This window comes from Actinomycetota bacterium, from assembly GCA_028698215.1.
GTDB lineage: Bacteria > Actinomycetota > Humimicrobiia > Humimicrobiales > Humimicrobiaceae > Halolacustris.
On the sequence record JAQVDY010000029.1, the window covers coordinates 3,903 to 21,349 of the forward strand.

20 protein-coding genes are annotated in these 17,447 nt (G+C 41.1%); 11 read left to right on the forward strand and 9 right to left on the reverse strand.

Going from position 1 to position 17,447, the window contains the following annotated elements; all coding sequences use genetic code 11:
• Window positions 1–116: 116 nt before the first annotated feature.
• The 3 genes from PHN32_07730 to PHN32_07740 are packed head-to-tail and all read right to left on the reverse strand — an operon-like array spanning window position 117 to window position 1,225.
• Window positions 117–530, reverse strand: coding sequence for a hypothetical protein (locus PHN32_07730; protein MDD3777477.1), 414 nt, complete (start codon window positions 528–530; stop codon window positions 117–119).
• A gap of 54 nt (window positions 531–584) precedes the next feature.
• A complete protein-coding gene (locus PHN32_07735) occupies window positions 585–860 on the reverse strand; it encodes a hypothetical protein (GenBank protein MDD3777478.1) in 276 nt (91 codons plus the stop codon).
• Window positions 857–1,225 carry a DUF2089 domain-containing protein gene (locus tag PHN32_07740; GenBank protein ID MDD3777479.1) on the reverse strand — a complete coding sequence of 123 codons (369 nt, stop codon included), beginning with the start codon at window positions 1,223–1,225 and terminating at the stop codon, window positions 857–859. Before PHN32_07740 ends, PHN32_07735 begins: the two co-directional genes overlap by 4 nt.
• 391 nt (window positions 1,226–1,616) lie before the next feature.
• On the opposite strand from PHN32_07740, the gene PHN32_07745 reads away from it, so the two are divergent.
• From PHN32_07745 to PHN32_07770, 6 genes are all read left to right on the forward strand, one after another.
• The gene (locus PHN32_07745) at window positions 1,617–2,849 is read left to right on the forward strand and encodes a DUF438 domain-containing protein (GenBank protein MDD3777480.1); all 1,233 of its coding nucleotides are present in this window, start codon (window positions 1,617–1,619) and stop codon (window positions 2,847–2,849) included.
• On the forward strand, window positions 2,827–3,054 hold the full coding sequence (locus PHN32_07750) for a DUF1858 domain-containing protein (GenBank protein MDD3777481.1): 228 nt from the start codon (window positions 2,827–2,829) through the stop codon (window positions 3,052–3,054). The genes PHN32_07745 and PHN32_07750 overlap by 23 nt, the downstream gene beginning before the upstream one ends.
• Window positions 3,055–3,200: 146 nt before the next feature.
• Window positions 3,201–4,085, forward strand: a complete 885-nt coding sequence (locus PHN32_07755; protein MDD3777482.1) for a hypothetical protein — start codon at window positions 3,201–3,203, stop codon at window positions 4,083–4,085.
• Window positions 4,086–4,235: 150 nt separating this feature from the next.
• The gene (gene rsgA / locus PHN32_07760; protein MDD3777483.1) at window positions 4,236–5,297 is read left to right on the forward strand and encodes a ribosome small subunit-dependent GTPase A; all 1,062 of its coding nucleotides are present in this window, start codon (window positions 4,236–4,238) and stop codon (window positions 5,295–5,297) included.
• Between the two features lie 112 nt (window positions 5,298–5,409).
• Window positions 5,410–6,864, forward strand: coding sequence for a DUF4173 domain-containing protein (locus PHN32_07765; protein ID MDD3777484.1), 1,455 nt, complete (start codon window positions 5,410–5,412; stop codon window positions 6,862–6,864).
• A 260-nt stretch (window positions 6,865–7,124) separates the two neighbouring features.
• Entirely contained in the window at window positions 7,125–7,910 is a 786-nt protein-coding gene (locus PHN32_07770; GenBank protein MDD3777485.1) for a sulfite exporter TauE/SafE family protein, read from the forward strand.
• Window positions 7,911–8,013: 103 nt separating this feature from the next.
• On the opposite strand, the gene PHN32_07775 is transcribed toward PHN32_07770, so the two are convergent.
• Both PHN32_07775 and PHN32_07780 read right to left on the reverse strand, forming a co-directional pair.
• Window positions 8,014–8,301 carry a hypothetical protein gene (locus tag PHN32_07775; protein ID MDD3777486.1) on the reverse strand — a complete coding sequence of 96 codons (288 nt, stop codon included), beginning with the start codon at window positions 8,299–8,301 and terminating at the stop codon, window positions 8,014–8,016.
• 229 nt (window positions 8,302–8,530) lie between these two features.
• Window positions 8,531–9,277, reverse strand: a complete 747-nt coding sequence (locus PHN32_07780; GenBank protein ID MDD3777487.1) for a methyltransferase domain-containing protein — start codon at window positions 9,275–9,277, stop codon at window positions 8,531–8,533.
• Between the two features lie 138 nt (window positions 9,278–9,415).
• Between PHN32_07780 and PHN32_07785 the strand changes: the two genes are divergently transcribed.
• A complete protein-coding gene (locus tag PHN32_07785) occupies window positions 9,416–10,231 on the forward strand; it encodes an SDR family NAD(P)-dependent oxidoreductase (GenBank protein ID MDD3777488.1) in 816 nt (271 codons plus the stop codon).
• An 11-nt stretch (window positions 10,232–10,242) separates the two neighbouring features.
• Here the strand turns inward: PHN32_07785 and PHN32_07790 are convergent, their stop codons facing one another.
• Window positions 10,243–11,229, reverse strand: coding sequence for an NAD(P)H-binding protein (locus PHN32_07790; protein MDD3777489.1), 987 nt, complete (start codon window positions 11,227–11,229; stop codon window positions 10,243–10,245).
• 236 nt (window positions 11,230–11,465) lie between these two features.
• Between PHN32_07790 and PHN32_07795 the strand changes: the two genes are divergently transcribed.
• The 4 genes from PHN32_07795 to PHN32_07810 are packed head-to-tail and all read left to right on the forward strand — an operon-like array spanning window position 11,466 to window position 14,154.
• Window positions 11,466–11,735 (forward strand): AbrB/MazE/SpoVT family DNA-binding domain-containing protein, encoded by a 270-nt coding sequence (locus PHN32_07795; protein MDD3777490.1) that lies wholly within the window; start codon window positions 11,466–11,468, stop codon window positions 11,733–11,735.
• Window positions 11,732–12,658 carry an ABC transporter ATP-binding protein gene (locus tag PHN32_07800; protein MDD3777491.1) on the forward strand — a complete coding sequence of 309 codons (927 nt, stop codon included), beginning with the start codon at window positions 11,732–11,734 and terminating at the stop codon, window positions 12,656–12,658. Before PHN32_07795 ends, PHN32_07800 begins: the two co-directional genes overlap by 4 nt.
• On the forward strand, window positions 12,655–13,395 hold the full coding sequence (locus PHN32_07805) for a hypothetical protein (GenBank protein MDD3777492.1): 741 nt from the start codon (window positions 12,655–12,657) through the stop codon (window positions 13,393–13,395). Before PHN32_07800 ends, PHN32_07805 begins: the two co-directional genes overlap by 4 nt.
• 9 nt (window positions 13,396–13,404) lie before the next feature.
• Window positions 13,405–14,154 carry a hypothetical protein gene (locus tag PHN32_07810; protein ID MDD3777493.1) on the forward strand — a complete coding sequence of 250 codons (750 nt, stop codon included), beginning with the start codon at window positions 13,405–13,407 and terminating at the stop codon, window positions 14,152–14,154.
• Between the two features lie 14 nt (window positions 14,155–14,168).
• Here PHN32_07810 and PHN32_07815 read toward each other — a convergent pair whose 3' ends face one another.
• From PHN32_07815 to PHN32_07825, 3 genes are all read right to left on the reverse strand, one after another.
• Window positions 14,169–14,912, reverse strand: a complete 744-nt coding sequence (locus PHN32_07815) for a MerR family transcriptional regulator (GenBank protein ID MDD3777494.1) — start codon at window positions 14,910–14,912, stop codon at window positions 14,169–14,171.
• Between the two features lie 97 nt (window positions 14,913–15,009).
• Window positions 15,010–15,906 (reverse strand): hypothetical protein, encoded by an 897-nt coding sequence (locus PHN32_07820; GenBank protein MDD3777495.1) that lies wholly within the window; start codon window positions 15,904–15,906, stop codon window positions 15,010–15,012.
• 52 nt (window positions 15,907–15,958) lie between these two features.
• Window positions 15,959–17,365: a DPP IV N-terminal domain-containing protein gene (locus tag PHN32_07825; protein ID MDD3777496.1), complete on the reverse strand. Its 1,407-nt coding sequence runs from the start codon at window positions 17,363–17,365 to the stop codon at window positions 15,959–15,961.
• Between the last annotated feature and the right edge of the window lie 82 nt (window positions 17,366–17,447).

Consider the following 17,447-nt stretch of genomic DNA (forward strand, 5'->3'; position numbering starts at 1 on the left):
ATTAGAAAGGCATGTCCTTATAATCAGAAGCCATAAACTATAAGCCTGCAAACGGATTGCAGGCTTATTTATTATCAATTATTTTTAGATGTAAGAATTTTATAAGCGGCCTTGTTTTACTCACAAAAAATCTTAACCGTTTCCTTGCCTTCTACATCTACAGTCAGGTCGCTTAGCTGATGGATAATTTCATCCAGGTCCTCAGGTTTTATCTTGGAAAAATCTGTTTCTATGCCTTTTCCCTGTAAAGCTTCGTTTACTTTGCCCTGGGCATCTTTGGGAATAAAAGATGCAAGTTTCAGCCCTGCATGTATCAGCTTTAACGGTACCCTGATATTCACCTTCTCCTGGTTTGGACTGCCTTCTGAAGGTTCAACCATAATCCTGATGTATTTGGGATTACTGGTTGTACTTATGCTGCTGTCATATCCTTTCTCTTTGGAGATTGCCTCCAGGAGCCTATCTGCCTCCTCAGCTGTTATTTTGCCTTCAGCTAGCAAATCCAATACCTTTTTTCTTTCCTCGTTCATGTTCTCCTCCTCGCAATTATGAAACATCCTGGATAATCCAAACCGGATTCATATTTACACCAGGTTAACAAATACTTCCCTGTCCGGTGACTTTATATGCAGCCTGGTACCGGACGAATTAAAGATCAAATTGAAAATAGTTAGATAGGAATGTAAAATTATCCCTCCCTTTCCACTGGGCCATGCAATAAGTGCTGCTAAAAATACCAGGGGAGCGGGCAGCATCAGCAAAGGCAAAATAATAAGCCACAGTATAAACAGGGGCAGCCATAGATGGAATCTCCTGCTACCACTCCTTTTTATCTTCAGGTTTAAAGTCAAGGGTATCATTGGCCTCCCCCCAGTTTTTTTATGGCCTCTTCAGCAGATATTTCCCCTTTTTCCAGCTGGCCCAGTATTTCATTGCTGGAGGCAGGGGGGTTTATCTCCACAAATTCAAGCATTTCTGATATCTTCTTTAGCCTTGCCTTGACTGTGGGATAGCTTATGCCGAATAGCTCCTCCATATCTTTGATAGAGCCCTGGCACCTGACAAAGGCAGTAACGAATATCTGGTCTTCCAAAGTAAGCTGGGCCAATGGAGGAAGTTCAAAATCACCTTCCACTGCAATACCGTTGCTTCTAATCCTTACCCTCTCCACAGTTATAACTGCTCCTTGGGTTATTTCAGTCAGCTCTTTCCAATCATGTGCCATAATGTCACCTCTATGATTAAAATTAACATTTTTAATTAATTTAGTATAAAAAATTAATAATGTCAATTTTTTAATTAATAAAATTAATATTTATTAAGTTTAAAATGAATTATATTAATATTTGGAGAGATTGGTTCACTGATAGCTATTTTTATATAAATGGTTTTAGCTGCTTCATAGTCATACCTTGGACTCAAATCCCGGCATGGCTGGGTCAAATATTAGGCAGCTTGAAAAACCAATTACCAAATAAGATAATAAAATCTATGAAATAAGGGAAAAACAGCAGCACAAGGTTAAGGAGCCTATAGTCAGTGGTACCATTATCCTATGCTATGGGCTGGAAGAATAGAAATTTTAAAATCCATGACATTTAGACAGGGGGAGAAAGATGAGTGAGTTTTTAAAAAAGAACCAGCACAAGAAAGAAGTAATAAAGGATATAATACAGCAGCTGCATCAGGGGCTTTCGGCCCAAGAGGCAAAAAAGAAATTTGAGCAGGAGGCAGGCAGCATTACTGCACAAGAGATTGCAGAAGTGGAGCAGTCCCTTATAGATGAAGGCATGGCTGTAGATGAAATAAAGCGGTTTTGCAATGTCCATGCACTGCTGTTTGAAGATTCCTTGTCCCAGATAGTATCCAAAGAGGAAGCTGCCGGCCATCCTATTAACACTTTCCGGCTTGAAAATAAGAAAATTGAAGAATTAACCGCCCAGGTAAAAAAGCTGGTAGAAAAAACGGCAGACCCTGATAAATTATTTCCAGAGCTAAAAAATTTACTGGCTAAACTTAAAGATATAGAGAACCATTATGTACGGAAGGAACAGCTTTTATTTCCTTTCCTGGAAAAATATGGATTTATGGGCCCTTCCAAAGTAATGTGGGGAAAGCATAATGAAATAAGGGACTTGATGAAAGGGGCCATTGGTAATATTGAAGCTGAAGATTACAAAAATGATCCTCAATCTTTTGTAAAGAAGTATATAGATCCTCTAGTGGAAGAAGTGGAAGGCATGATTTTTAAAGAGGAAAATATTCTTTTCCCTGCTTCCATGGAAAAATTAAAGGCTTCTGACTGGATAGGTATATTAAAAGAAAGCGATGATATAGGCTATACCTTTATTGAAAAACCAAAGGAAACCTCGGCCATAATAGAGGATTTAAAAAGAAATGTGGCAGCTGAAGCAGAGATCACCAGTGAAAAAGAAATAAAACTTCCTACCGGTATTTTGAATTTAAAGGAATTGATGTATATGTTAAACAGCTTGCCAGTGGATCTTACTTTTATCGACAAAGATGATACGGTAAGATATTTTTCCGATAATAAGGACAGGGTATTTGTGAGGACCAAATCAGTAATAGGCAGAAAAGTCCAGAATTGCCATCCCCCCCAGAGCGTGGATGCGGTAGAGAAAATTTTGGCTGCTTTTAAAGCAGGTAAAAAAGATGATGCTGATTTCTGGATTAATTTTAATGAAAAATTTGTTTTCATAAAATTTATTGCAGTAAGGGATGAAAGGTCAAACTACCTGGGTACAGTAGAGGTAACCATGGATATTGCCGGGTACCGAAGCCTAACCGGAGAAAAGAGGCTGCTGGATGAAGAAGATTTATCTCAATAAGTCAGTATATGAATTAACCGAAGAATTTCCCGAGCTTATAGATATATTAAAGGAGATGGGCTTTCTGGGAGTTTCAAATCCAGTGGTGAGAAACACCTTAGGCCGAAAAATGACCATACCGGAGGGCAGCAAAAAACAGGGTAAGAGCCTGGAGGAAGTATTGCAGGCTTTAAGGGGAAAGGGTTTCGAGGCAATAAATCCATAATAGAAATATTTTTAAGCTATCTAAACTAAAACAGAAAATATAAAGGTTCTACCTGGTCAAATCACAGCTGGAGCTATTTTAATTGAGGTATTTTAAAAAATTAATAATTTATCATTAATTTATCAACAGCCAGCCAGGCGGTTTTTATGGATATGAATGAAAAGAAGAAAAAAATAACGGAAAGAATTAATCAACTTCCCCCGGGCAGTGTTTCCCCCTCCCGTAAATATTGGTGTGCTACCTGCAAAAAGTTTTTTAACATGGACCAGCCAGTATGCCCTTTTATGACTAAGATGTGTGTCAACACCCCTATTGCTATTGAGAACCTTAACCCTGAATCCAGTGAAGGTATTGAAAAAATAGGTTTGTTCTACCCTAAGTTTACTCAAAAAATGCTGTCAGCAGCTATAAAAGAATATCCAGAAACAGGGAGACAAATAGCAGAAGAGTATTTAAGGTTTTTAAAGGACTGGAAAATAAAATACAAGCAGCAGCCCCTGCAAACAATTAAAAGTTTCTTGATTATTGTCAGCGGGGCTGAAACTGCCCAGAGGGTAAACGAAGAGGAAGTGACCTTTGTGTTTTTGGATGTAGGCAAAAACTGGGATCAGGAAAAGCTATTCAGTCTGGTATCTGCAGCTTTGCCGGTTTTAATTAAAGAGCTGGATATAAAGCAAAGGATTAAGCTGGATGCTATGGACATTCTGGGAGAGAGACCTATGGGAAAATATTATTGTCCCGCCTGTAAGATGTTCTTTGAATTTGGCATGGAAAGAGACAAGGTAACCTGCCCCCTGATGGCCCAAAAATGCATGTTTACTCCTACCAATATAGAAAGCTCAAATTACTCGGCTCAAGACCTGATAAGGCTCTACCAAATAAATCCGGATATATTCAAACGTTTTATGAATATTATAAATCCGGAGCCAGGCCAAATAAAGAATTACCTAAAAGATATACTGGAGAAGGAATGGAATCTAATGCTAAGTGCAGAAGAGTTGGATCAGCTGTCTGAAATATTAGGGGCATAGCATTATTACCGCAATACCAATCATAAGAAATGATAGCCAATCCAGAGCCGGCCAAGCCCCATAATCATGCTAAACACCTTGTAATTTTAGCTAAGTTACAGTTAAAATCTTAAAGTATAGCTATTGCCAATGAAGGGGGCCAGTATTGAAATGGAACTAAAAGATCTTGGTTTTGACTTTGGATTTTATCAGCCGTACCTATCAGGCCGAAGCGAATTGGAGGCAGCCAGAGTTATGTCTGTGGCCAAGAACAGCTATACCGTACTGGGTGAAAGAACGGAGGTTATGGCTGAATTATCAGGCAAGCTGCTATATGGCTGCAGTTCCCATGACGAGTATCCCACAGTAGGGGATTGGGTGGAGGTTGGATATTTTAATGATGGTATTCTGGCTATAATCCACCAAGTATTGCCCAGAAAGTCAATACTAAAAAGAAAGATGGCTGGAGGCAAAGTAGAATACCAGCTCATTGCAGCTAACCTGGACACCGCATTTATTATCCAGTCCCTTGACCGGGATTTTAATATAGCCCGGTTGGAAAGGTATCTTACCATGGTTAATGAAGCGGATATAAATCCGGTAGTACTGTTCAGTAAATCAGACCTGGTTTCAGCCCAGGACTTAACCAGCATGATATTTAGTATCAAAAACATAGGCCATGAATACCACATGATTCCGTTCAGCAACAATACTGGTGCCGGGTTAGACCAAATAAAAGCTATCATTGAGCCTAAAAAAACTTATTGCCTTTTAGGGTCATCAGGGGTGGGCAAGACTACACTTATAAATAATTTAATAGGCAGCAACCAGTATTTAACTAAACATGTGCGTGAAAAAGATGGAAAAGGGAAGCATGCCACCACCCGAAGGCAATTGGTGGTTTTAGAAGGAGGAGGACTGCTGATTGATACTCCGGGCATGAGAGAGCTGGGCAGCATAGATGCAGACTCTGGCCTGAGTGATACTTTCAGGCATGTATTATCCGTGGCAGAAAATTGCCGGTTTAAGGATTGCACCCATACCAATGAACCAGGGTGTGCTATTTTGGAGGCTTTGGGTGATGGCAGTTTAGATAAAAAACATTTTAATCATTATTTAAAGCTGAACCAGGAAATACAATACAATAAAATGAGCTATACCGAAAAAAGAAGGAAAGAAAGAAAATTCGGTAAGATGTGTAAACAAATAATGAAGCATAACAAGAAATTATGATATTGTGATCATCAATTTATCCACAGTGCCCGTTGTTTAGGGCTTTTTATATTTAACTAAAGTGCTATAATGTTATCCCAAAATACTAACCGCCTGCCAAGAAAGAAGCACATTGGAAAATATACCGGAATTGGATAAGAAAAAATATTGGCTGCTGTTATGGGGCTTGCTGATAGGAGTAGCTTTTGATATATTTTTTTACGGTAAAACTCTGGGGGTCTCCTACCCCTTATTCATATTGCTAGTACTGTCTGTAACTGCTTTAGTATTTTGCCGAACCTATGACCTTTTAAATAACTGGGCCTGGCTATGGGCGGTGCCCATACTGGCACTCTCTGCCACCTTCGCCTTGTATTCCAACCAGGTATTGAAAGTATTAAATTTCTTGATCATACCTTATCTGCTGATAATGATGATATCCGTTATTTCCGGAACCAACAGATCTGATTGGTCTGATTTAAGGTTTCTAGCTGATATGGCTATCAGGGTATTTATGCCTATCAGGTATATCAATATGCCCTTTATCACTCTATTTAACATGCAGGGCCATAGCCAGGAAAATAAAAGGAAAATATTCCCCCGGGTGGCCATAGGTGTATTGATATCCATCCCCATACTGGCTCTGGTAATATGGCTGTTATCTTCAGCAGATATAATATTTAAGGGTATCTTTGCCAATATACATTTTTCCAGGATAATAAAGCATTTCCTGCTTATACTGGCTATAACCGTATATGCCATTTGTTTCTACTGGGCACTGCTCAAGGATTTTGATGGTAAGGATAGGTCTAAATACGGGAAGATAAACTGGAAGAAATTCATTGACCCGGTAATATTAATGACTGTGCTGGGCCTCCTGAATATTGTATTGGGGGTGTTTTCAGCTATTCAGTTTAAATACCTGTTCGGGGGCCAGCAATATATTCAGCCTTCGGGTTTTACCTATGCTGAATATGCCCGCAGGGGCTTTTTTGAACTGGTGGCAGTAGCAGTAATTAACTTTCTTATAATTCTAATAGCCGTCTCCTTCTTAAAGAAAGAAAGCAAAAAAAGCAGTATTGCCGGCAAGGTTCTGCTGTCATTATTGGTGGTGTTTACCTTTGTTATGCTGTCCTCAGCTTTTTACCGGATGTTTCTATATGAGCAGGCTTATGGTTTTACCTATTTACGGATTTTTGTGCAGGCCTTTATGGTTTTACTGTTTTTCCTCTTTATCATCAACCTGGTTTTTATCTGGCATGAACCAATAGCTTTAATAAAAGCCTATTTCATAACTACCCTGGTTGTTTATATTGCCTTAAATTTTGCCAATGTGGATGCCATTATTGCACAAAACAATATTACCAGATACCAGGCAACAGGGCAGATAGATACCGAATACCTTAGAGGCTTATCTTATGATGCTGTTCCCTACCTGGAAGGCCTATTGGATGACGAACAAGCTGGAACAGAGATACAGGACTATTTTAACCAGAAACATGAAGATTTAAAGGCACAGGATGTATGGCAGAGCTTAAATTATTCCCGGTTCAGGGCATCCAATATAATTGGCAGGCATGTAAAATAACTGGGCCGGGCTGGCTGCGGACTGTGAATATACTTAGTTGGGTTTTGAGTATCAATAATCATATAACCTGGCTTGCTTGAAGAATTTAATGAATTATTATTTTAAACAGCTTTATTGCTAGCATTAAGTTTAGCATTTTGATTATTACTCCAAGATTTTAGATTTCTTCTCTACTGCTGCCAAACTAAAATTTGTCCATCTCTTTCTACTGTAAAACGGCAGCTAATAAAGGTAAAATAATTGCTAAAAAGGAGTAAATGCTGAGCTATATATTTATATGCCTGACAGCACTGGCGGTATCTGCACTAACCCTGTTTTCAGGTTTTGGGCTGGGAACCCTGCTGATGCCTGCCTTTGCCTTGTTTTTCCCATTACCCCTGGCTATAGCTGCTACCGCTGTAGTTCATCTGGCTAATAATATTTTTAAAGTAGTCCTGGTGGGTAAGAAAGCAGACTGGAAGGTAGTCCTAAAATTTGCATTGCCGGGAGCCGCTGCCGCTATGCTGGGGGCCTGGCTGCTAAACCGGTGGTCCAATCTTCCCCCTCTATTATCATACACCTTAGGCAACAACGTTTACGAAATGGGTTTAATAAAGGCGGTAGTGGGACTGCTGCTTATAGGGTTTGCTTTACTGGATATTATACCCAAGTTTAAAAATATCTCTTTTGGTAGGAAATACCTTTCCCTGGGTGGTTTTATTTCCGGTTTCATGGGAGGCCTGACTGGAATACAAGGCGCGCTGAGATCAGCATTTCTAATAAAAACCGGTCTAAGCAAGGAGGCTTTTATTGGCACCGGAACTGTTTCTGCAGTAATTGTAGATATAGCCAGGCTTATAGTATATGGTTTTGCATTTTACACCATGCAATTTGAAGCTATATCCAATAATCTTTATGGGCTGGTGGCAGCAGCTGCGGCTGCTGCTTTTATCGGATCTTTTATAGGGGTGCGCCTGGTAAAGAAGGTTACTTTCCGAGTAATACAGCTAATAGTAGGATCTATGATCATACTAGTAGGTATAGGTATAATTTTGGGTTTGATATAGGTAATTAAAGTAAGTAAAGCTAAAACCCGGGTTGTAAATTATTCAGGTACTTCGTTTAGGCAGCAATAAGGCCTACGCAGCCAGGCCTTATTGCTGTCATGTATTACCTGTAGGATTCACCTTCCACTTTCATCAGGGGGAAGGGGCCTTCACAGGGGAAATCGGTGAACTGTTTCCCCATTTCTGCTACCAGTTTACCTAGTGAATCAGCATCCTTGGCATCATACTCACAGAAGATTTTCACTACATCTCCCTTATCGTCTAACTGTATCCAGCTGCTGACCCAATAGGCATTGGCATCAGACAGGCTTTTAGCCACTTTGGCTACCTGTTCGGCCTGAGCTATCGGGATAGGTGAAGGTAGTGCATGGATTAGTAGTTGCTTTGCCATTTTCGCCTCCTTTCCATATGTTTAGGGTATAAAATAAAAAACCGGCCTCTTTAGCCGGTTTCGCTATTAGCTAAGCTTTTCTATACCAAAGGCGACCAACAATAGCAGGGAAAGCATAAACGCTTCCAAATGAATATTCTATTTAATTATGTAATTGTTATTATAAATAATTTTACTACTACAAAATAAAAAAGTTAACTATTTTTAAAAGATATTACACGCACTGGCATTACTGTCTCTTAAACACATAAATAGCCCAATTTACAGTATCCCGCCCATAGGACAGGTATTCATATTTGGTTTTACTTAACTTTTCTGTTAGCTCTGCATTATCTTTGTCATCAGGGTTAGATTCCATGTAATCAATGGTGGACCACCATTGTAATGTTTCGTAATGATCCCAGTCATCTTTATTGCTTACCATCGTATATATACAGGCTAGGCCCTGCTTTTGGGCAGATTCAATATTACCCAAATGGGTGCTAATGTCTTCCTTGCCAAGACCGCTTTGCTTAAGATACTGAGGATCAGGCTCCTGCAGCCAATAAGGCTCGCCTATCAAGATCAGCCCTTTGGGCCTGGTCATCTTTTTTAAGGCAGTTATGGTGTTTGCCAAACCGCCATAAGCAAAGCTGGCCCCAATACAGGCAGTAAGGCCAAATAATTCATTTGCTTCATTACTGTAGCTGGCACCCTCCATTTCTAAAAATTCTATATCAGCCGAAGGTACCCTAGCCTCTTTCTTCTGCCTGCAGTCTTTTATAAAATAGGGGGAAGCATCTATGCCTATCCCGGAGATACCATACATTTCTGCCAGTCTTATTAATACCTCTCCCTTGCCGCAGCCGATATCTAAAACCCTGCTGCCAGGCTTTAAATCCAGTAATTTCAGCAGCTTATCCAGCTTATAGCCGTACATAGGGTTACAAATGTCATGCTTGTGGTGAGTAATAGCATAATATTTCCATATATCCATTTTTTATCTCCTTTTTAATTTAGCTAAACTAATTTTATAATAAAGCCAAATCCGGGCTTTGAAAATATAAAACCATTAAATTTTAGGTAAAAATAATTTACAATTATTATCAGGAAAAAACCTGGGTATTTAATGCTTATGGCTATTAACAGAAATAATGAATATTTAAGTTCTGCTGCTTGTGTTTCCCTTACCGGGTGCAGGGCCCTGGTTACCGGGGCTGCTTCAGGAATAGGGGAGGCTATCTGCTGCCGGTTTGCCCGTTCAGGGGCAGATCTTTTGATGATAGATATTAACCAAAAAGGCCTGGAAAAAGTTAAGGCCAGTTTAAGCTCCTGTGAGGTAGAAATAGAAACCCATGTCCTGGATCTTTCCCGCAAGGCAGCTATTGATGATTTTTGGGAAAGCAGGAAAAACCATAAACCCAATATACTGGTTAATAACTCCGGCATCTATCCTGCTAAAAGATACCTGGATGTTGACCAGGAATTTTACCAGCAGATTCTAAATGTAAACCTCTCCTCTGCTTTCTGGATGTGCCAGGACTTTATAAAGGCCAGGGAAAACAGGGGAGGCATAATTGTCAATGTCTCTTCTATTGAAGCGGTAACCCCCTTTAAGGAAGATATGGTTCATTACAGCGTAAGCAAATCAGGAGTTTATGCCCTGACCCGGTCCCTGGCCCATGATTATGGCAAGCGGGGTTTTAGGGTAAATGGGATTGTTCCCGGTGTCATTAAGACTCCCGGCATTTACCAACAGGCTAAGGCAGCATTAAAAAAGATGAACCTGGGCTTGCTTAAATCAGGCTTTAAATACAAAAGCAGGCTGGCAGTAGGCCGGTTGGGCCAGCCAGATGAAATAGCCAAAGTGGTATTGTTTTTATGCAGTGACCTGGCCAGCTATGTCCAGGGAGCCATGATACCGGTAGACGGAGGCTTTTTAAGCTCTTGATTTAAAACACCTTAATATTTAAACTTTTCAGGATAGCAAGCCTTCATGGTCTTTACTATAGCTTCCGGTATGCCGCCCCGGCCATATCCCAGTTTCTTAATAGAGGGCTCAGGATCAAAATAGAGATAATCAGTCATAATGTCTTTCATCAGAAACCTGGCATCCAGCCCGCCTTCCAGGCCATTCTTTTTAAAACCCCTTTCTATCATTGCCCCTGCCTGGACAGCCAGGAACCTGGGTATGTTTACTATCTTCTTCTTTTCCCCTATAGCGGACATCATCATTTGAAGCATTTGGTTAAAGGTATGGTTTTCATCTCCAATAGGGTACCTGGCACCGTGTTCCCCTTTTTCCAGTGCACCTACGATAGCTTCTGCTACGTGCTCTACTGCAATCATATTGGTCCCGCCCTTGGGGAAAAAAATGAATTTACCTTTAATAAACCGGTCCAACAGTACCTCTTTCCATAAAGGTGTGCGGTTAGGCATGGATCCGAATATGTAGGGAAGCTCTAAAATAACTACCGCCATCTGGTCTTTGCCGGCAGCAATGGTTTTTTCTGCCTGCTCCACCCGGCACCTGATATAGGGGTGGCGGGTGCTTAATTTTTTCTCAGGCCATATCCGGTCAAAATAAGCAAAATAGGAATTGAGTATGACCATTTTTTTAACTTTAGCTTTACGGGCAGCTATAGCTACTTTTTCTACTGCATCTACCAGCCTGGCCCTAAAAAATTCATAGGAGGGTGCGGGAGGGGTAATCCTGTCATCTGGGCCTACTGCATATATCATGGAATCATAACCGGTAAAATATTGTTGAAGCTGATCACTGGAAAGCTCAAAAACATCTCCATAGTTTACCTTTACCTGGGTGGGGTACCAATCACCCAGCCGTACATCATCGATAGCTAATGCATCTGCCTGGTGCCCCCTTTTTAGGGCTTCCAGCAGGGAGTGGTAACCCAAGAAGCCGGTGCCGCCCACTATCATTATTTTCATTTACATCTTCCTTATTTAAGTTTTAACCAAACATCATCCACTATATATTATTTAGGCCAATAATTAAAAATTAATTTATACCGTAAACCCTTAAAAACAGTTTATATAAATATTATCCAGGTCTGATACAAGAATTTAAGCAGGAAAATAATTAGTCTTGCAATATAATAAGGGCATAGTAAAATATATCATATAAACAAATAATATCATGTAAATAAAATAAAAGTGAGGTTCATATGGCCCCTGAAGGCAAAAAGTTTTATGGTTCAGTAACAGTAAGTGAAAGAGGACAGATAGCCATACCGGTAGAAGCCCGGAAAGATTTTGACATTAAACCGGGTCAAAAACTGCTGGTATTTGGCGATATGGAAAGGGGCATAGGCATTGCCACTGTATCCATAATCCAAAAAAATATGGAAGGAACCATGGATTTTTTCCAGGAATTAGGGCCCCAGATTGATAATAAGGATGATAAAAAATTAAAAGGCAGGGGTAAACATAAATGAGTACAGCAATAAGGGTGGAAAACATAAAAAAAACGCTGGGCAAAAGGGAAATATTAAAAGGTATCAGTTTTGAGGTAAGCAAGGGAGATATATTTGGTTACCTGGGACCTAATGGAGCAGGTAAGACCACGACCATAAGGGTGCTGCTGGGCTTGTTTAAAGCTGATGGGGGAAAACTTGAGATTTTAGGACATGATATTACTGAAGGTCATGTACGCAGGCAAATTGGTTTTGTGCTGGATGCCGACGGTCTTTATGATCATATGACTGCAGAAGAAAACATATACTACTATGCCCGGATCTATGGTTTGGCCAAAGATGAAAACCGGATGTTTGAAGTTTTGGATATGGTTAAGCTAAGGTCCAGGTCCAAAGACCGGGTGGGTACTTATTCCCGGGGGATGAGGCAGAGGCTGGCTTTAGCCCGGGCTATGGTGCATAATCCTCAAATTCTAATACTGGATGAGCCCACTTCGGGAGTAGATCCCTCTGGACAAATAGAGGTAAGGCAGATCATGTTAGATTTAGCCCATCAGCAAAACAAAACCATATTCTTAAGTTCCCATAACCTGGACGAGGTGCAAAGAATTTGTAACCGGATAGCTTTAATTGACCGGGGAGAAATAAAGCTGTACGGAGAGCTGGAAAGCCTTCGCCAGGACATGGAAGACAAAAGGGTGTATATAGAAGTGTCACCAGGGTTTTCAAGCCAGGCCATAGAAGAGTTAAAAGAATTAGAACCCTTAGGGCTGCAGGATATAAAGGGTTGTAGTCTTGTATTTGCTCCTGGTCCGGGCACCGGAGTATCTGATATCATATCAGCCCTGTCAGCACGGGGCTTAAGGATTGAGCAGGCTGTAAAAAAAGAAGCTTCTTTAGAAGAAATATATTCATCCATCTTAAAAGAAACTGAGCCATCATGAGAAACATATTGCTGGTAGCTGCCCAAAGTATAAAAAATAACTTGAAATTCAAGGTTTTGACTGTGGTGTTTTTAACGGTAACGGTAATGATAGCGGTAGGTCTGGCCTTAATTTTCTGCCTACTTCTACTTGGTCCTGCCCTAAAGTCGGGACAGTCCGATTTTAAGCAGCTGGCTGGATACCTTAGCATTATTATGTATTCCACTTGCTTTATCGGCCTAGGCATTAATATGAATGTTTATTCTTACCAATCCATGACCAGGGAAAAGGCAGGGGGACAGGTTGAGTCGCTGTTGGTTACCCCGTTACAAATAAAGGATATCTGGATAGGTAAGAGCCTGGCTGTTTTTTTGCCGGGAATGGTGCTGGGAGATGTGATGGCCGTAATTGCACTGCTGGTAGTAAATTATATTTATCTGGTACCCGCAGTGGGGTTTGTGTATACTCACTGGATGGGATTGAGCAGTTTTCTGCTGCTTCCCCTCATTTATTTTGGTTTAAGCCTGCTAAGCCATATCATGGGGCTTGCAGGTAAACCAGCCAGCGGCAATCTATTAGGCCAGATATTCTTGCCCCTTGGCCTCAATTTAGCCATCAATGTAGTAACCAGGGGATGGCTGGATGCTTCTTCCTGGATTTTTGCTGCAGCCAATATAGGACTGATTTTAACCTTAGCCCTGATAATTTTAATAACCCGGTTTCGCCTTACTGCTGAAAGAATAGTATTGTCCATATAGGAGAATGATGTGCATAGAATAAAAGTTATCTTTTTAAGTGATTTCAGGCAACTGAGGCAAACCAAGGCTTTTCTTATAGTATGTTTACTGTTAGGGGCATTTACAGCCATAGCTGCTGCAATATTGGGAGTTACGCTTAGAAAGATGGAATTTTTGCCTACCACGGAAGCAGCACCCATCCTGGAACTTATAACCGGGTTAGTATCTTATTTTATGCCTCTATTGGTACTAATGACCTTTATTTGGTCTTTTTTTAACCTGACCATACTAAAGGAAAAAATCGATGGAAGCCTACAGTCCTTGTTAGCCACCCCTATACGCCCTTGGGAATTATGGATAGCTAAAAGCATGGCTATATTTGTGCCGGGATACCTGTTTGCAGCTATATCCACCCTCATATTACTGTGGACCATAAACTTAACTGCAGCCATGCCTTTCCTGGGTTATTATATAATGCCTGCCTCTTTGATGTGGCTGGGCTTTATTGTAAACCCTTTGCTGCTACTGGCCATACAGCTGCTGGTAGTGATGCTGTCTTTAATCAATAATCCGGATATAGGTATTGCTCCTACTTTTTTAGTGGGATTTGGCTTAATGATGGGCATACCTTTAGGCATAGCTACCAAGGTTATTGACCTGGCCTCCCGCACTTTTTGCTTATACTACCTGTTAGCAGCAGTGGTGCTGCTTGCGGTAAACTTGTTTCTCTGCCTGCTTTTGACCAAAGAGAATATAATTCTATCCGGCAAGGGAAGCTAGCCCTTCCAGCAATTCTAAACTTGCTTGGTAGCCACAAAGGCTTCAATGGCCTTACTCATGAAAGCTGCTAATCCCTGGCCATACTTATCGATATTTTTGGTAAACCGGGCATCAGAAACATAAGCCTGGCCCAATCCTGCCAATACATCCAGGCTGCAGTCATAATAATATTTGGATATATGCTGCTGCCAGCGGGAAATGAGGTCCATAACCTCTTTGCTGTCCGGCGGCCTATCCATTTTGGCTGCCAGGCCAAGGTAGATATGCTCTGCCTCACTGTTAATCCTAGTCCAGTCGCTGCTGCTGTATTTTTTAGTTCTGGCCATGCTTTGCCGGTAGGCTTCGGTATGGCCCCACTTTTCTTCTGCTTCCTTTTGATACCTTTCCCTGGCAGCGTTAATCTCTTCTGTTCCAAATTCCTTAAAACTCATATCTAATTCTCCTTTCAGCCTTCTTTCTATAAGCTCTATTAATTTTTCCAGTCTTTTCTTCTTCAGCTCCAATACTTCAAGCTGCTGCCTTAAGGCAGCCTGTATATCGAAATCAGGGTTTTCCATTATTTTTTTTATCTGGTCCAGGCTAAATCCCATCTCTTTAAAAAATAGGATCTGCTGCAGCTTTTCTAAGTCCTGCTCCCCATATAACCTGTAGCCGGCAGTGGTAACCTGTTGCGGAACCAATAAACCGATGTGGTCATAATAATGTAGGGTACGCCTGCTTATGCCAGCCAATTTGGCTACCTGTTTTACTGTATTCATAAAACCTCAATTCTAACTAAGTGATTAGGGATATAATAAACTATTACCTTACGTTAATGTCAATACTATAGGTTTGATTTTAATTAGGTTACAGAAGTTATGCAGCAGGAAGCCTTACCACGGTAGAGGTGCCCCAGGAGGAAGTGCACTGGCGGTTGCCGGGCCGATGTGCATCCAGGCGGAGCCTGCCGTAAACCCGGTGCCACCATCCGGTAGGTACCAGGCCGCTTTTTACCGAAGAAAGGTATGGAATATAATGGCCTAACAGCCAAAGGGAGTTATGGTCATAACGGTCATAGCTTATTTCATCCTGTTTTAGAAGCCTGGTCAAAAATCTTATAAAGAAATCCTCTAGGGTAAAGCCTGTCTCCTGACAGTATGGCTGCTGTTGGAGCAAATCCATATACTCCCGGGGGGAGAGCCCAGTTTCCAGCTGTTTCCTGCCGGCTAAAGTTTTGGCTTTATCCTGGCGGGCCGTAAAGGGGCCTTCTTCTATTAGTCCTATAGACCACCCCCTAAAGGCGCAAATACCAGGATGGGAAATAACTTCAGTCTTGGACCAACCCCAGGGCTGGTCCCCATAGTGCCGGGGAAAATAGATTAGCTGGTTTCCATCTATAGCCTGGCGCAAAGTATCCCAGAACCAAATCTTTTTACCGGCACTTATTTTAACCGGCACCCCAGGGCTTTTGGGGTCTAATCTGCTGCGGTATATATTTCCTGAATGTGCTTTCAGGCTAAGCTGTGTTTCTAATAGCCCGGCCAGCGCGGGGATAGGTATGGCCAGGGGAGTGAGTAATAATTTATTGAATCCCTGGGCTGCTTTTATGGTTACCAGTTCCCTATGGGAGTATAAAAGGCTGCATACCTGCTCCAGGGATGGCAAGTATTTTTGGTTACCATCCAGCAGGTTCAGGATACCGGACTGCTGCAGTAGTTTAGCACACCTTTCATATTCTCTTTTAACCGGGAAAATATAATCGAGTGTAGACATAATTTATAATATCTTTACTTATTTGCCAAAGGCAAGGCAAAGCAAATATAAGCTACCAGGACCAGCAAGGGTTAAATTCTGAACTTCCTTCCAGGCTGGATGTAATATTTACCTGATTGCTTCCATCAGCAGACATAACAAAGATATCATAAATTAATGGGTCTGACGAATCTTTATTGGACCTGAATACAACTTGTGTTCCATCTGGGGAAAAACTGGCCTCAAAATTATCTGCCCCGTTATTGGTAATATTAATGAATTCATCCATGTTTTCCAGCTTGGCCTGATAAAGTTCTATATTGCCATCACGGTTAGATTCAAACAATAGGGTAGATCCATCAGGAGAAAATATACCATGATTATTGGTATAGGCATCATCGGTAACCTGCTCTATATTCCCGCCTTGGGAGTCCATAAGGTATAATTGGATACCGGAAGCATTTTCAGCTGAGAACAATATGAAGTTCCCATCCGGGGAGTACTTGGCAAAAAAGTTTTCTTCTTTATCATTGGTAAGCCTGACCAGGCCGGTTCCATCGGTATTAATAGAATATATTTCCCGGCTCTCGCTTAGTTCATCAATTAAATCGGAAAATATTATTCTGTTTCCATCAGGAGAAAAACTGGGATATGCAGGAGAATACCTCTGCAGTAAAAGTGTCTGGCTGCGGTTCTCCACATCATAAATATAAAGGGAAGAAGTTCCATCTTCCGGGTTTATAACAGTATAAACTATGCGGCTATGGTCCTGGTTCCAGGAAGGGGATGTAAATATGCCCCCCTCCATGATAGCTTCCAGGCCGCTTCCATCAGGATTGCAGATATATATGGAACTCTGGCTTCCGGTAGAGGAAGAAAAAACTATTTTTTGGCTAAAGTCTTTACCGGGAGCAGCGGTGATTTCAAGGTTTGATGCTTCAGTTATATGAGCAGTGTAGGCTACTTCCAGGGCATAATTTATAGTATAGTTTTCAATAATTATTTCTGCCTGTCCTTCTGAATCCGGAGGACTTAGCAATTCTGCTGCCTCCTCATAATTTTCCAGCAGCAATCCTTCCGGTCCTGATGGATCCTGGTCCAGTTTGGGCAGAAGCTGCTGGGACTCCTGGTCAGGATAAAAGATGATAGCCTTTCCCCATAACGGCTGGTCGGAGTAGCTGATATATTTTCCCGAAAGCTGTAGATTACCGCTGAATTTAACTGTGGCATAATACTGGTTGCTGCTATTGGGATTATCCTCAATATTTATTTCTTCTATGGTCAATGAACCTATTTTATCGCCAGGATTTGCTTGCCGGGCATCAAAAACCTGGCTGCTGGTTTCCTCTTGTCCTAAAGAGCCAGCTGGTTTTTCAGGGATAGGTTCAGTACTACAGGATAAAAACAGGGTTATAGTGGTTAATATTAGTGCTGAAACCAGCAGTAACAGAATAATTTTTATACTCTTATTGGCATACATTTAGCTTTCTTCCTTTTTAGAATTTAATAATTATTACTGGTACTGCCAAGGCTGGCTGTAACCATGGATAATATTATAATTC